Origin of the sequence: Caballeronia sp. Sq4a (assembly GCF_023170545.1) — a bacterium.
Lineage (GTDB): Bacteria > Pseudomonadota > Gammaproteobacteria > Burkholderiales > Burkholderiaceae > Caballeronia.
The window spans coordinates 798,165-813,711 of record NZ_CP084251.1; the positions used below are offsets into that span (position 1 = coordinate 798,165).

Sequence of the window (15,547 nt, forward strand, 5' to 3'; positions counted from 1 at the left end):
GGGCGACGTCTAGCGCACGTCCGCGCTCGACGTTTGCAGTGAACAGCAGAGCTTGCCGTTCAGGTCCGCGATGTCGTCGGTGCTCAAGGTAGCGACGTCCGCCTTCAATTGCAAAAACGCCACGACCGCCGCATAACGCGAACGCAGCAGATCGCGGCGGGCGGTGTACAGCGCGTCGATGGCGCGTAGCACGTCGTTGCCGGTGCGGCTTCCGATCTTAAAACCGACTTCCGTGGCACTGAGCGTATCGCGGGCGCTTTCCACGAGATGCGAGAGCGCATCCGTCCGCTGGCGTTCGCGCACGTACTTGGCGAAGTTGTCGCGGGCGGAAGCCTCTGCCTGATTCGAAGCAAGTTCGTAGCCTTCTTTGGCCTTGTCTTCGAGAGCTAGCGACTGCTTCATGCGCGCCTGAATCTCGCCGCCGGAATAGAGCGGAATCTGGATTTGCAGCATGCCGGTCGTGGTCGTCGTCGGGCGCGAATAACCGGAGGCAGCGCCAGCGGGCGTATAACTGCCCGTCACGCTGACAACCGGATAATGCGCCGCCCGAGCCTTCGCCGAATCGAACTTGGCGATCTCCCAGCCGAGTTGCTTCGACTGCACCTCGTAGCCGCGGGACTTGGCTTGCTCGACCCACGATTCCTCGCCTTCCGCGAGCGTTGGCAAGGCTGTCCCCGCCGGCAACGGGGCGAGCGCCGCGAACGGCCGCCCGGTCACCTGCTGCAACGCGCGGCGCTTCGCACTGAGTTCTTCGCGCGCATCCACCTGTTGCAGTTGCGCCTGCTCGCGCGCGGTGTCGGCTTCGCGCTGGTCGATGAGCGTCACCTCGCCCACGGCGCGCTTTCGACGCACCTGTTCCAGTTGCGCGTCGATGGCGGCGAGATACTCCGTGCTGCGTTTCACATCGTCTTCGGCGGCAAGCTCGTCGAAATACGCGCGCACGGCGCGCAGAATCGACGCCTGCTGCGCGCCGGCGAAATCCACCGCGCCCTGTGCGACGACGAAATCCGCCTGCCGGTAAGCGGTCCACTTGCTCCAGTCGAAGAGCGGCTGCGTCATGGTCACCATCCAGCCGTTCTGCCAGTACTTTTGGCGCGGAAACCCATCCATGTCGATGCGGTTGTATGACCTTCCCCACCCGCCCGCGATCTGCGGCAAGAGTGCCGCCCGAGCGATGGGCACCGCCTGCTTCGCGGCTTCATACGCAGCCTGCGCCTGGCCGAGTTCCGCGTCGTGATCGAGCGCCTGTTGCACGATGGCGACGAGATCGTCCGCCCGCGCGGCATCGGCAAAGATGAGCGCGCACGCCAGCGCCGCCAGCGAAATGCGTCGCTTAAGCATGGAGCGTCTCGTCTGCCGTGGCCGTGCTCGATGCATCGCTCTCCGGCACCAATGCGCCGGCAGCGAACCGATAACGCGTGTCGAACGCGGAAGCGAGCGACATGTCATGCGTGATTACGACGACCGTGCGATCGAGATTGCGCAGTAGCGAAGCGATGCGCCGCACGGACGCCGGATCGAGATTCGAAGTCGGTTCGTCGAGCAGCAGCAGTTCGCGCTGCTGATATAGCGCGCGCGCGAGCAGCAGCCGCTGCCGCTGACCGGCCGAGATATTGGCGATCGTGTCGCTGATGACGGTGCGCGTGCGCATCGGCAAACGCATGATGTCGTCGAGGAGGCCGACGTCGGCGAGAATCGCGTGAATGCGGTCTTCGTCGGTCTCGGCAGCGAACAGGGTCACGTTATCCGCAATGGAGCCGTGCAGAATGATGTCGCCCTGCCGCATATGCGCCTGATGTCGGCGGATTTCATCGACCGTCAGGTTCGGCCATGCGATGCCATTGAGCGCTATATGTCCGTGCTGGAGCGGTTCCGCCGCCGACAGCAGCTTGAACAGCGTGGACTTGCCGCTGCCCGACGGACCGGTGATCGCGATCTTCTCGCCCCGGCGAATATGGATGCTCGCGTTCCTGAGAATCGGCTCGTCGGAAATGCCGTAGCTGAACGTCACGTCGCGCACTTCGATATCGTTGAAGGACCGTACTTCGGTGGCGCGCTGCGTATCCGCGAGCGGCGTATAACGTTCGTTCTCGCTCTCCACGATATCGTCGACGCGCGCCGTCGGCACGCTCAGCATGAAGTACTGGAACGTGGCGTTGATCCCGCTCGCGAGCCGCTCGGACATGAGCGACTTGTAGATCAGGAACGAGTAGAACACGCCGACCGACACCTTCCCGCCGAGCATCAGGCGCGCGGCCAGCCACGTGATGACGATGGTATCGGCGTAAGTCACGAGCTTCAGCAAGCCGTCGCGCGTGCACGTGAGACGGCTGCTCTTGAGAAGCGCCGCCGCATACGCCTTGTAGATCGTCATGTAGATGGCGGTGCGCCGCGTCTCGCCTTGCGCCAGCTTCAGCAGCGAGGCGGCGCGAATGGTTTCGATCAGCGAGTCGTCGCAACGCGCGGATGTTTCCAGCACCAGTGCATGGTTGTCGCGCATCGCCGCGAACATGCTGACCGCCAACCCCACGTAGACGGCGAAGATCAGCAATGCGACGCCCGCCAGCTGACGGCTCTGTATGAGCATCAGCACGAGCGCGAGCGCGCCGACCGTCAGGTCGATGAAAAGCGACACCGTGGTGCGCGTGGTGAACACGCTGATCTCGTCCTGCGCTTTCACGCGCGCGAACACATCGCCGACGTGGCGCTCCTCGAACCACGGCATCGGATTGCGCAGCAAATGGCCGAGCAGGCCCTCGGTCGAGTTGATCTGCGTGATGTTGTAGAGCAACTCGGTGAGGTACTTCTGGACGAATTCGCTGAGCGCCCCCAGCAAAAAGATGCTGGCGAAGGTCGCGACGAGCACGTTCAGCAGGTTGCGGTTGTCCGCCGCCACCACGTAGTCGAGCACGAGATTGCCGAAGTACGGCGCGGCGAGAATGGCGAACTGGCTGCCGAGCGCGACGAACACGATCTTGCCGATTTGCGCCTTCATCTGCGGACTGAGGGCCCGCACGCGCTTGAGCGCCGCCGGCACGCGCGACTTGGCGCGAATGCGCGGCATCTGCGGCGTGGGCGCGAATTCGAGCAGAAAGCCCGAGACGGCGGAGCGGAACGTGTCCATCGACACGCGCCGACGACCCGTGGCGGGATCGATCACGCGCACATAGCCGTGCCCCGCTTTCTCGAACACGACGAAGTGAGCGCCGCCGAAATGCAGTATCGAGCCCTTCTTGACCGCCGAGAGGTCCGACGCATCGAAACGATACGCCTGCACCGCAAGCCCGAAGTCGATGGCGACATCGTACAGGTCCATCAGCGACAGGCCATTTGCCGAGATCGGCTTGTACGCAGACAGCTCGCGCACTTCGGTCGCGCGGCCGAGATGGGATAGCACCATCGCCAGACACGCGTAGCCACATTCGGCGACTTCGTTTTGATAGATAACGCGCACATCAACCTCTCAGCATTCTGAACAGCGGCGCCAGCACCCACTCGGCAATCGTCCGGCGCTCGACGACGATGCTGGCCGTCGCGCGCATGCCCGGAAGAATCTTGAAGTGCTGCCCGTCGAAATCGAAGGTATTGCCGCGCAGCGTCGCCCAGGCCAGATAGTCGCCGTCGGACTCCTTCGTGGTTTGCGTCTCTTCGGACGGGTCGGGCGCGCCGGGCGTGCCGGGCGGCGCGGCCGGGCTCGCGGGCAGCACGGTGGTGCCGGAAATCGAATCGATGCGCGCTTCGTAGGTTCCAAACTTCGCGTACGGAAACGCATCGAACTTGAGGCGCACGATCTGGCCTTCGCGCACGAAGCCGCGTCGGCGCGAAGGAATGCTCAACGCCACGCGCAGCGGGCCGCTCTCTTGGGTGGAAATCACCATCGCGACATCGCCGGTCGCGAGCATGCGGCCCGCCACCAGACTGGAAAACGTGACGACGCCGCCCTTCGGCGCGGACACCGTCGAGTCCTGACGCTCGCGCTCGAAACGCGCGCGGACGTCCTGCACGTCGCGTGCATGCCGTGCATCGAGTTCGCGCAACTGCGCTTCGAGATCGGTCTGGCTGCTAGTCGACGCGCCCAGCTCACCCGCCAGTTGCTGCCTGCGCGCGATGCTCTGCGCGACCGTCACCTTGCCCTGATGCACATCGGCGCGAGCCTGTTCGAGCTTGTCCGCCGTCACGTACTCGGAGACCGAATTGAGGCGCGCGAGCCGTTGCTCGAATTCGCCGACGAGCTGGGTGTTTTGCGCGATCTGGGCATCGAGGGAGCCGAGTTCCGCGCGCTTGCTGGCTTCGCTCAGCCGCGCCGTCTCGCGCTGCGCATTCAATTGAACCCGGCGCTCGCTGTACTGCTCGTCGATCGAGCGGATCTGGTCGTCGCGCATCTTTTCGTCGAAGGCTTGCCGACGCAGGCCGTCCGTGGTCAGCGAAAAGTCGCGCTGAAGACGGAACAGCGGCGTGCCCGGATCGACGTGCTCCGATGGCCGCGCGTAGATCGCCGACACGAGCCCCGTCAGTCCCTGAACCTTGACCTCGGATGCGGAGACGACCTCGCCGGTCACGTCCTGCTTGAGCTCGATCTCATGCACGAAACCGAAGGCAACCGCGACGATGGTGAAAATCGAGGTGGCGTACGCTATCCAGCGCCACGGGACATCTTTGAATTCGGGAATATCGGTGGGTTGCATGAATGGTTGCGTGTAATACGAGGCCGGTTCGCGTGCGGCGCTTATCGCGAGGGTGCGAACGCGTACATGGCGGGATGGCCAGCCGGGAGCCACTGCTCGTAGTTGTCGCTCAAGGCCGTTTCGATATAGCCGGCGAGACGCTGCGGCGATTCGGGCCCGTCGAGCGGAAGGGGATCGAACAGACGCGCCTCAAAGCGCCCACGCGCGAAGCGAAGATAGAACGGCAACAGCACCGCGCCGAACGTCTCACCCATGCGAAACACGCCGTTGTGTATGCGGGCGCTCTTGCCGAACATGGTGACTTCCACGGTCTCCATCGGGTAACGGTGCATGGTGAACGGCGGCACGTCGCTGAACAGCACCGCCACGCCGTCGCGCTTGAGGGAGCGCGCCACGCGCACGCCGAGCCCGTTGCGGTTCGCATCGCCATAGGTGTAAAGCACCTTGATGCCGGGAATCAGCGCATGGTCGTCGCCGTATTGATTTCGCGGCACGCCGGACACCACGGACATCGACTGCAAGCCCAGCAGCGCCGCCATGCGCTCGACGATATAAATGTTCGCGTACTGAGACACGAAGTGGAACGGCGAGATGAATACCGGCCGCTCGGGCGCTTCGCGTTTAAGCTTTTCTACGGCACTCACCAGGATCGTGGCAATGGCATCTAGATCTGCCCACGCTTCGCGCTTGCGAATATCGCGGCCGAAATAGATGCGCTGATCGATGAGTTTCTCGACTTGCGCGCCGAAGCACGCCCGATTCGCGCGGCCTGGTGGCAGACGAAGAACCGCGCTTCCAAGCTCGACGCGAATGCGGCCATTCGCTCGGCATGTTGCGTCGAACAGGCTACGCACGCGCCACGACAAACGCGCAAGCGCTTCGACCGCACGCATAGGAATGCGGCCGACGATCAACCGCCGCATGCGATGCTTTCGCAAGGCAAGCCATTTTTTCAGCGCGGGACGCAAAGCAGGCATGAAGAACTCTTTCTCAAACACGGCGGGGCGGGTCCGCGGCCCTGCCCCGCTCTGGCTGTCCCTCGCGGATACGGCTCAGGCGAGGAAACAGCCGGTTATGCGAAGCGCAGCGACTTACCTACCCTGGATGTAGATCACCACCGTCGTGTTCGACGACGAGCGGCTGCTTGCCTTGTGGCAACCGCCAGCCAGCGATGCTTGAGCCAGTGCGTTACGTTCGATTTTCTGCATTTCAACTCCTCCTGCAAATTGCTAAATATGCGTGGTCCGAACTGAACTCGTTCCACGCGATCATCTGCCCTTCCTGCTTCTGGGCTTCGTCAGGAAATGTTTAATATTCCTGAACGACGGATCTTAGATAGTTCGCGTATGACGGTAAACCACGAAAACTCTGAAAGAAGCGACAAGAGGCAATTCCAGTCGATGATTCGTTTGGCAATGGCAGCTTATTAATCGACTCGTAAGCGAAGCGGTGCGATATCCATGTGGACTCGCAGATTTATCGGGCATATGACTGTTCAACAGCAGCAAACTTGCGTCACGTGAACGCCCAAAAGAAAAAGGCCATCCCCGACCGAGGATGGCCTTCTTTACTGAACCGGCGATCAGTGCGTGCTGACTCCGATAGCAAGCGTGGCTTTGTCGTTCGGGTTGTCGTTCGCGCCGCCGCCGCCCCCGCTCGATGCCCCCGCAATCGAAATCCTGACGTTCGTGGTGGATGACGCGCTGCTCGATGCCTTGGCGGCGCCGCCCGCCACATCGCTGTAATTCAAGCCGTTTCGGTCTATTCTTTGCATTTCAGTTTCTCTAGGTTCCAACATACAAGGGACGATGACGCCGTTGGGCGCGCCAACGTCCCGATTCTCCGCGCGGACCCGGCACAACACTATAGGGTCTCGCGCGGATGTTCTGCAATCCTGCTGATCAGTTATAGGCGAAGTTGACGGTGGCCGTGGCGGACACGGTGCCGCCTGTCATGGCACCGAGACGGTAGAACTGGGCCACCATCGGAATCGTCATCGTGTTGGTCGCATCGACCGTTCCTATGTTCAGGGACGAGTTGAGCGTAATCGGCGAGCCAGTCGTATCGCCGGCGTTGACGGCCTTTAGCAGCTGCACGCCGACTTGCCCGGCCGTGCCCGTATTCTTGAGCACGCTTTGCACCGTATCGGAGGTTCCGTTGACCGTCATCGCCACGTTCGTGTTCGGTGCGCAGCTGTTCAACGTGATGTTGAAGGCCGTCGGGTTCTTCGTGTTGCCCACGGCGGCGAAGTCCGTCGTCCTCGCGGTGCCGAGCGCAATCGTTTGATTGACCGAGTTCGAATCGACGGTACAGGTCGGCAGAATGATGGTGCCGGTGAATGTCAGCGTTGCATCGGCCGCGAACGCCGACGCAGCACTCGTCAGCCCAAGCGCCACGAGCCCGATTTTCAGTTTCTTCATTTTTGCTTCTCCTTGATTTCTGTTGCTGGCCGCTCGACGGCGATAGGGACACCCGCCCATGCCGCCGCCGAACGGATCACTGGTACAGCACGGTCATCGTCATGGTCGCGTTCGCGGGACCGGCGCCGAGCGCGCCTGTGCGGTAATAGCGCGCTTGCATCGGTATCGTGTAGTTGCCGCCGTTCGTGCTGTCGAAGCCGTTCAGCGTCATATACGTGCCATACGGAAACACCGCGCCTGTCTGGTCGTAGAGCTGAATGCCGACGCCCGCCGCGCTCGGCGACCCGCTCAACGAGGCGACGTTGCTATAGCCGGACACGAGTCCGTTCGACGGATCGATCCTGTACTGGATGCTGTGAATCTGCCCCGCCAATGTTCCGCTCACCGCCGTTCCGCCCGGGCAGTTATTCAGGCTCAGGTTGAACGACGACACCTTGTTCGGCGCAGGCCCGATGTTCGGCAGGTCCGCCGGTCCCTGAATGCCCATGGGCACCGTGACATCGGGCGTCTGGCACGTCAGCACGGTAATGACCACCGGCGTGATATAGAAGTTGATGACACCGGCCGACGGCACGTCCCCCGCGGGCGGCGGCGTCAGCGTCTGCCACGAGAACGCCTGCGCGACCATGCCGGTGGCGGTGCCCGGCGTGATGTCGCCGATCTTGACCAGCGCGACGATCAACTGTCCGCCGTTGTAGATCGTGCCGTTCGTATTCCACTGACGCCCGAGCTTCGAGAAGGTGCGCGGCCCGGCCGGCAGGCTATTCGGAATGACATAGCCGCCCATTGCGATGCCCACGCCCGGCACGTTGGTCGGATACACCTCGAAATCGACGCCCTGGTAGTTGGCCGTGTACACCGTCGGCCCGCCTGTGGTGATGCCCGCCGTTTCGAAGTCGGTCCCCGTATAGACCTGCCCTGTGACGATGCAGGTCCAATAGTCGTTCTTCGAGGCGGAAAGCGACCATGCCGTCAGAATCGATCCATTCGGCAAGTCGCGCGCCACCGCCACCGACGGCGGCAGCGTCAACGTGAACGAACTGTAGTTGACGGTGCAGTTCGCCGTCGCCCAAGCGGACGACGGCACGAACACCAGTGCAGCGATCCAGCACAACACACACCGCAGCAGTCCGGCTGCAAGCCGATCCATGAATTTCATTTTGATTTCCTGATTCAATGAATGTGAACGGCGCTCACTGACAGACAGCGTCCGATATGCTGATGGAGTTCGGCTTCGAGGCATCCGTCACCGCGGGCAACTGATAGCGCACCGCGCAACGCTGCTCGGGTGCTTCGCCCCACTTCACGTTCAGCGTGCCGGCGTCGGCCTTCAGCCCGGTCGCGATGATGCGGCTGCCCTGCGCCACCGTGCCGACGCTGCGATTCTCGGCGTCGAACACTTCGGAGCCGAACGGCAGCGGCTTGCCATCCGCCTGCGAGACGCGCATAACCGCCGGCTTGCCCATGTTCTCCGTCTCGAACTTGAGGCGCACCACCGCGCCAGCAGTCGGGGCGGTGCGCTGCACGGTCGACTTCAGCGCGATGTTGATCGGCAAGCCCTTCGGGTCCAGTTCGATGTCGTTGTTCGAATACGGCTGCATGCCGGAGACGACAGCGTGTCCCCACCGGTCCACGCGCAAGCCCGCGCCGTTGGCGAGGCGCGCGCCGGCCGCGTCGCTCGCTTCGACGACCGCGACCGTATCGCCCATGTTCGGCGTGAACGCGACGCCGTCGCGCCATGCCACCACGCCGCCCGACATGCCCGCGCCGACCTGCGAGAAGTTGCGGCCCGTGCTCGCGTTCGCGGTAAGCATCGCGAACGGCGCGACATACCCGACGTTGCCGCCCGCGCTCGCCGAACTGCTGGCGTGACTGCCGCCGTCGTTGAAGTTCGCGTTGATGCCGTAGCTGAATGCGTTGTCGACGCCGAGCGTGCCCGTGACCGATTGCTGAATGGTCGAGCTGCCGTCGCTGCTGTCGTGCTGGAAGTTGGTCGTCGACTGCGGCGCGTGCGCCCCGAACCCGAGCGGGATGGACATGTTCAGCATGATGCGGTTGTCCCACCGCGCCGTGTTCACCTGGAACTGCCGCACGAACGACGCGCCGTAGGTCATGCGCTTCCAGCTGTTGGTGTAGCCGATTTGCAACTGCGTATCGTGACTGGAGCGGTTCCAGTACGTCTGGAACGAACCCATCGCATAGAGCGAGCCGTAGCGCGCGCCCTCGCCGATGCTCTGATTCAGCGTGAACTGCACGCGCGACTTTTGCAGCGCGGTCATGAGGCCGAGTTGATGCTCGGCGTTCAACTGACGCATCGTCACAGCGTCGGGCAGCGAGAAGAAGCCGCTCGTCGAATAGCGATACGCGGCAATCGCGATATTCGTATTCGTCGGCTCGAACAGGCGCGAATAGCTGAGCCGCACGCTCGCCCCGTTGCGCGTGCCGTAGCCCTTGAAGCTCGCGCTTGCCTGCGTCACGTCGAGACCGAATGCGCCGACGCTCGTATTGAGCGCGGTGCCGATCATCGTCGAGAAGTACATGTCCGCCGCGCTCACGCCGCCGTACAGCGTCACCAGATTGCTGATGCCCCGCTGCAGCGTGAACTGCGACACGAACGGATGAATATCGATGTTCGGATCGCGATACTCGCCGATGCTCGCGCTATAACGCGTGACGCCTGGCCGCAGCGCGTTCACCGCCGCGGCATAAGGAACGGTCGAGATGTGCTGCGTGCCGTCGGCCTCGGTGACGATCACATCGAGATTGCCGCCATAGCCCGTCGGATACAGGTCGTCGATCTCGAACGCGCCCGGCGCGACCGTCGTCTCGTAGATGATGTTGCCGTTCTGCCGGACCTGCACGCGGGCATTGCTATTGGCGATGCCATGCACCACCGGCGCGTAGCCGCGCTGCGACTCCGGGAACATGCGGTCGTCGGTGCCGAGCGTGGCGCCGCGCAAGCCGAAGCTGTCGAACAGCGCGCCGTCCGTGAACGTGTCGCCAACCGTGAACTGGCTCTTGATGTCCTTGAACGCACGCTGCGCATAGGTCTGCACGCTCTGATAATGCGAGCCGCCGATGCTGTTGTGCGTAACGTTGCCCTGATAGCGGAAGCGCCACGGACCGACGTTGATGCCGCCGATCAGACCGAGGTAGGCCGAGTTGTTGTCGTAGCCGCCGGCGGAACTGTGATACACGTTCGCGTTGTACTGGAACGTGCCCGCGTTGATGCCGTCGTCCCAATACTTCGGATCGACATAGCCGCGCGCCCTGCTGTTCATCGCGATTTGCGGCACGCTCACATCCAGGCGCTGCTCGCCGCCGTCGAACGTGGCGATCGCGCCCGGGATCAACTCAGGCAGCGTCAGGCACGCATTGCCGGTCGCTTCGAGCTTCGCGGCGGCTTCGGGCGAGAGCTTGCGCAAATCGACGCCGAAGCGTTCGAGCAGATCCGCCGTCACGCACGGTTGCACGACGCCGGGATGCTCCGCGGAGTCGCGCACATCGACGCTGAACTTGCCGCGCCATACGTTGTTGACGTAAGTATCGGCGCGATACGTGCCCGGCAGGACCGGCTGTCCGTGATTGAAGCGTGAGATGTCCAGCTTCTGGCTGCCGCCGGAATCGAGAAACTGCTCGTTGAATTCGACGGCTGCGGGCTGCGCAGAAGCGTCCGCCCACGCGTGGGCGCTCACGCCCATTGCGGCCAAAGCCTGGAGCGTGAACAGCGTGACAGGTCTTAAACGCGCGCCGGACAGGTGGGCGCTGCAGTAGTGCGTTTTCATTCAGGTATCCGAAGTGTTCGGGCAAAGCCAGTCCCCGGCATGCCAGGCGGGCATGCACGCTAGTTCATCTTTACGGGGTCATTGCGGCGCGAGCGCCGCGGCCGGCTCGCGCTGGTCGGCGATGCCGCCGGTCAGGGCGCGAGCGTGGCGTCACCGGCCTGCGGTCCGCCGTAGTCGTTGATCGCGGTATAGCGCACCTTCGCGCCGGCTGCGGGAAGCTCGCCCTTGAGCGGGAACGCGCGGCTCTGGCCCGGTCCGACCATGCCGCCGTCGGTGAACTGCGCCGTATGCACGCCATCCGTGAGGTCGATGCGGTCGAACGATACGTGGTACTGCGTGGGGTTATCGGCCACCAGCGTGTTCTTGCCGCCTTCGCGCTTCAGATGCCACACGATGGCTTCGGGCGCGTCGCTCGCCTGCCCCTTCAGCCCCGTCGGGCGATAGAAGAACTTGATGCGCGTGCGGAACGCGAGTTGCAGCTGATTGGCGCTGGCTTCATCGCCCGTCGGCTTGGGCGGCACTTCCAGCACGTTCAGATAGAGGACGGATTCGGCGTCGCCGGGAAGAGGCTCGCCGGTCGACATGATGCGCAGCGTTTGCGACTTGCCCGGATCGATACGCATCATCGGCGGGGTGATGGTGAACGGCACGTCGATCGTATCCGGCTTGGCGTCGGCATCGCCCTTGTCGATCCATACTTTCGTGAGACCGGGGAGCTTGCCGTTGTTGGTCAGCTTGACGGTGACTTCTGAATCGCTCTGGTTGTACACCACGCGCGTACCGGCGATGACCACCGAAGCACGGGCCTGCGGGGCGAAGCCCTGGATCGCGGCGAGGAGCACCGCGACGGATGCGAGTCGGCTAAACAGTTTCATAGTGACGAAGAAGCGCCCAAGCGAAGCACGATATCAAGGAGAGGCGGGCTTGCGCCCGCCCTTGCACCGGACCATTCGCGCATGTGCGAAGCGAATGGCCCGCTGTCACGACACCGCTTATTGGTAGTCGATGCTGTACACGACCGACGAGTTCGCCGGACCTGCGGACGTCGCGCCGGTGGCGTAGTAGCGGACGATGTATCTCAGCGTGGCCCCGCCCGAAGAGATGTCGGCAGGTTTCGAATTTTGCAGGTCCCGAGCAGAGCCGGCCTTGATTAAGGACTCGTCCTCGTTAAGCAGCTCCAACTTGACGTTTTGGGCGCCGCCAGCGGCAACTTTCAGGCGGCCATCGGCGAGATCGACGGTCGTGCCTGCTTCGTAGAACACCGATGCCTTGCTTGAGCCCGTTACCGGCGCGCATTGGCTCAACGCGATGCTGTATCCGGTATCGCCGGCGGTATCGCCGGCCTTTACCAGAGTCGAAGTCGAAATGGTCGGCAGATCGACACTAAAGTTTTTCGACGACGTGCCATTGCCGTTGATCGTGCAGGTGGTGGCCGTGAGCGCGCCATTGAACGTGATGGTTCCATCGGACGCGAACGCGCCGCCGGCAGCCAGGCTCAACACGCCAGCGATGAAAGCCGAGATAACGGACTTCTTCATTTTCGAAACTCCAAGCAAGTAAAAAAAGTGGGATCCACATTCGAGCGCGGCGCTGCGCCGATACGGCAACAGCGCACGCTCCCCTTGACGCCGGACAAGTGCATTCGCCTGTGGCCGAGACTGCGTGAGCAAGCGACGGCGCGGCCCTCGGTTGTTATTTAGCCTGTCCAGTTGAAAGCACCCGGGCGGAATTCTCCAATCAATCGAGTTCGAAAGACACCCGAGAATTCTTAATTAGTAAGTCGTCTTTAATGATTGACGGGGCGCGATGGAAGCTGCTGTTCGCTTGGGGAGAGGCAGTGTTGCGGGGTGAAGGGAGGAGAGACGAACGGTCAGCAGCGAGTCGGGGAGAGTCGCTGCTGACCTGAAGTTATCGGCGCGCGAATGGCGCTTTGGATTTTAAATTCAAGTGAACCGGCGGCTCACCCACACGCACCAATCTCCCCACAAGCGGTGCAGAAATCACACCCATCCTTGCGAATCACCGCATTCGCGCCGCACGTCGCGCATTTGCGTCCGTGCATCTGCGCGAGTCCATGCGGATCGACGGGCGCTTCAACGACGTCGTCGGGCGCGTCCTGTTCGTCCTCAGGCTGCAACGTGCGCAGAGGCGCCGCCGCCTCGCTGCGCTTGCGCGCGAGCACGCGCGAAGGAACCTGATTGCCTTCTGCATCCAAAAAACCGCGTCGATACAGAATCTGCTGGATCGCGTAAGCCAGCGCCGCGACTTCGGAGTCGTGCCAACGCGGACTGCGATGACCGTCGAGCCGCTCGACATCGCCGAGCCGCACTTGTCCCCGGTCCCACGACACCTTGCGCATGTCCTGCAACGTGCGCGCCGCAAACCCGCCACGCGCGGCGAGCGAAAGCGAACGCATCGTCGCCGTGATCCACTGCTGCGATTCGTCGCTCTGCCCTGTCGGTATAAAGAATTCAATCGGACGCTCGATGGTTACGTCCTCGCCCGCGATGCGCCCGGTCACTTCGATGAACGACACCGCGAGATACAGCGACTTCTTCCCCGCTTGCGTCAGATATTCGACCTTTTCGATGATCGCGGGCAATTCACCGCGCGGCCGATGGTCGATCGCGATGCGCAGCGGATCGAGGTCGAGTTCGGGATCGGGAGAATCGCTCGGCGTCTCCTGCGGCGTCACCGAAAGCACCGCGCCGAGCGTATCGTTCGGGCGGTACGTGGCAAGACCCTTGAGCCCGCGCCGCCATGCTTCGAAGTAGAGGTCCTGGAACTTGTCGAACGGATAGTCGGCCGGCACGTTCACCGTCTTCGAGATGGACGTATCCACGAAAGGCTGCACCGCCGCCATCATTTCGAGGTGATCGTGCGCGGACATGTCGAGCGCGCTCACGAAGTAATCGGGCAACGCGTTCACGTCGCCGCCCATCTCGCGATAAAGACGGTACGCATGGTCTTCCACCGCGAAGCTCTGCCGCGAGCCGTCCGCCATGCGCTTGGTGCGTTGATATGTCCACGAGAACGCGGGCTCGATGCCGTTCGACGCGTTGTCCGCGAACGCGAGGCTCACCGTGCCGGTCGGCGCGATGGAAAGCAGATGGCTATTGCGAATGCCGTGCGCGCGAATCGCGCTGGTGATGTCGTCGGGTAGGCGCGACGCGAACGTGCCTTGTTCCAGATAGCGTCGCGCGTCGAAAAGCGGAAAAGCGCCGCGCTCGCGCGCCAGTTGCACGGATGCGCGATACGCCTCGTCGCGCATGGTGCGGGCCACGCGCGCGGCGAAGTCGCGTCCTTCCTGCGAGTCGTATCGCAAGCCGAGCATGACGAGCGTATCGCCGAGCCCCGTGAAGCCCACGCCGATGCGCCGCTTCGCCTGTGCCTCGCGCGCCTGTTCCGGCAGCGGCCACAGCGTCACGTCGAGCACGTCGTCGAGAAAGCGGACTTGCGTGCGCGTCGTCTGCGCGAGGCCTTCCCAATCGAATCCCGGCGCGCCGCCACGCATCTGGGCGAACGGATCGGACACGAAGCGCGTGAGATTGAGCGGCCCGAGATTGCAGCAGCCATACGCGGGAAGCGGCTGCTCGCCGCACGGATTCGTCGCGCGAATTGCTTCGAGCGAGCGCAGGTTGTTGTCGTCGTTCATGCGCGAAATGAAGACGACACCCGGCTCGGCGACATCGTAAGTAGAACGCATGATCGTGTCCCACACCTCGCGCGCCCGCACTTCGCGATACACCCACAGGCCATCTTCACGCTGCCGGATATCGGCCGATGCGCGTTGCGCCGGCGACGGCTCCGCCTTGTGCACGAGCTGCCAGACGGCGTCATCGGCGACGGCCTGCATGAATTCGTCCGTCACCGCGACTGATACGTTGAAGTTGTTCCAGCGCCCTTTCGTGTGTTTCGCCGCGATGAATTCGAGCAGGTCCGGATGCGTGCAGTCGAGAATGCCCATCTGCGCGCCGCGACGCGAGCCCGCGCTTTCCACGGTGCGGCACGAGGCATCGAACACGTCCATGTAGCTGCACGGCCCCGACGCGGCCGACCCTGTCGAATGCACACGCGCGCCGCGCGGACGGATTGCCGAAAAGTTATACCCCACGCCGCCGCCTCGCCGCATGGTCTCGGCGGCCTGCAACAGCGCGACGTAGATGCCGGGAAGGCCGTTGTCATCGACACCTTGTATCGCATCGCCGACCGGCTGCACGAAGCAGTTGATGAGCGTGGCATCGATGCCCGCGCCCGCCGCGCTCATGATGCGGCCCGCGCCCAGTGCGCCGCGCTTGAAGTTGTCGACGAACTCGGCTTCGATCTTCGCGCGCGCTTCGGGCGGTTCCGCGAGCGCGACGCCGCGCGCCACGCGTCGATAGATATCGTCGACGCGCGTCTCGTCGCCCTTGGCGTACTTTTCGAGCATGACGTCGATGGAAAATTGCTGCGGAGCGAGAGCGGTGCTGAGATTGTCTTCGGCCATGTCCTGATCCTGTGAAGTGCGCTGATGCTCGACACGTTCCACGTGCCTCGCGCGTTACGCAGTGCAGCGCGGTCGATGCAAGCACGATGCCTGACGATAGCGCGATTCGGCCCGGCTCGCCACGGAGCCGCTACACTTGCCAAACCCGTTCGATGACGACAACGACACAAC

General features: G+C 63.2%; 11 protein-coding genes. 1 reads left to right on the forward strand and 10 read right to left on the reverse strand.

The genetic code is table 11. The features are described 5' to 3' along the window. Nucleotides 1-9: 9 nt before the first annotated feature. From LDZ24_RS17625 to LDZ24_RS17640, 4 genes are read right to left on the reverse strand one after another with little or no spacing between them, the layout of a single operon-like run. A complete protein-coding gene (locus LDZ24_RS17625) occupies nucleotides 10-1,341 on the reverse strand; it encodes a TolC family outer membrane protein (protein ID WP_248322519.1) in 1,332 nt (443 codons plus the stop codon). Continuing rightward, complete coding sequence (locus tag LDZ24_RS17630) at nucleotides 1,334-3,454, reverse strand: peptidase domain-containing ABC transporter (protein ID WP_248322520.1); 2,121 nt, start codon at nucleotides 3,452-3,454, stop codon at nucleotides 1,334-1,336. Before LDZ24_RS17630 ends, LDZ24_RS17625 begins: the two co-directional genes overlap by 8 nt. A gap of 1 nt (nucleotide 3,455) precedes the next feature. Beyond that, nucleotides 3,456-4,685 carry an HlyD family efflux transporter periplasmic adaptor subunit gene (locus LDZ24_RS17635; RefSeq protein WP_248322521.1) on the reverse strand — a complete coding sequence of 410 codons (1,230 nt, stop codon included), beginning with the start codon at nucleotides 4,683-4,685 and terminating at the stop codon, nucleotides 3,456-3,458. A gap of 41 nt (nucleotides 4,686-4,726) precedes the next feature. Next, the gene (locus LDZ24_RS17640; RefSeq protein WP_248322522.1) at nucleotides 4,727-5,662 is read right to left on the reverse strand and encodes a hypothetical protein; all 936 of its coding nucleotides are present in this window, start codon (nucleotides 5,660-5,662) and stop codon (nucleotides 4,727-4,729) included. A 612-nt stretch (nucleotides 5,663-6,274) separates the two neighbouring features. Here LDZ24_RS17640 and LDZ24_RS17645 point away from each other — a divergent pair. Further along, the gene (locus tag LDZ24_RS17645) at nucleotides 6,275-6,430 is read left to right on the forward strand and encodes a hypothetical protein (protein ID WP_248322523.1); all 156 of its coding nucleotides are present in this window, start codon (nucleotides 6,275-6,277) and stop codon (nucleotides 6,428-6,430) included. A 156-nt stretch (nucleotides 6,431-6,586) separates the two neighbouring features. Here the strand turns inward: LDZ24_RS17645 and LDZ24_RS17650 are convergent, their stop codons facing one another. The 6 genes from LDZ24_RS17650 to LDZ24_RS17675 all read right to left on the reverse strand — a co-directional run bounded on the left by LDZ24_RS17650 (nucleotide 6,587) and on the right by LDZ24_RS17675 (nucleotide 15,376). Then, nucleotides 6,587-7,105 carry a fimbrial protein gene (locus LDZ24_RS17650; RefSeq protein ID WP_248322524.1) on the reverse strand — a complete coding sequence of 173 codons (519 nt, stop codon included), beginning with the start codon at nucleotides 7,103-7,105 and terminating at the stop codon, nucleotides 6,587-6,589. A 76-nt stretch (nucleotides 7,106-7,181) separates the two neighbouring features. Beyond that, a complete protein-coding gene (locus LDZ24_RS17655) occupies nucleotides 7,182-8,264 on the reverse strand; it encodes a fimbrial protein (RefSeq protein ID WP_248322525.1) in 1,083 nt (360 codons plus the stop codon). 34 nt (nucleotides 8,265-8,298) lie between these two features. Beyond that, nucleotides 8,299-10,890 carry a fimbria/pilus outer membrane usher protein gene (locus tag LDZ24_RS17660; RefSeq protein WP_248322526.1) on the reverse strand — a complete coding sequence of 864 codons (2,592 nt, stop codon included), beginning with the start codon at nucleotides 10,888-10,890 and terminating at the stop codon, nucleotides 8,299-8,301. 131 nt (nucleotides 10,891-11,021) lie between these two features. Next, complete coding sequence (locus tag LDZ24_RS17665; protein ID WP_244850029.1) at nucleotides 11,022-11,765, reverse strand: fimbria/pilus periplasmic chaperone; 744 nt, start codon at nucleotides 11,763-11,765, stop codon at nucleotides 11,022-11,024. A gap of 117 nt (nucleotides 11,766-11,882) precedes the next feature. Beyond that, nucleotides 11,883-12,428, reverse strand: coding sequence for a fimbrial protein (locus tag LDZ24_RS17670; RefSeq protein ID WP_248322527.1), 546 nt, complete (start codon nucleotides 12,426-12,428; stop codon nucleotides 11,883-11,885). A gap of 422 nt (nucleotides 12,429-12,850) precedes the next feature. Next, nucleotides 12,851-15,376: an adenosylcobalamin-dependent ribonucleoside-diphosphate reductase gene (locus LDZ24_RS17675; protein ID WP_248322528.1), complete on the reverse strand. Its 2,526-nt coding sequence runs from the start codon at nucleotides 15,374-15,376 to the stop codon at nucleotides 12,851-12,853. Nucleotides 15,377-15,547: the final 171 nt, after the last annotated feature.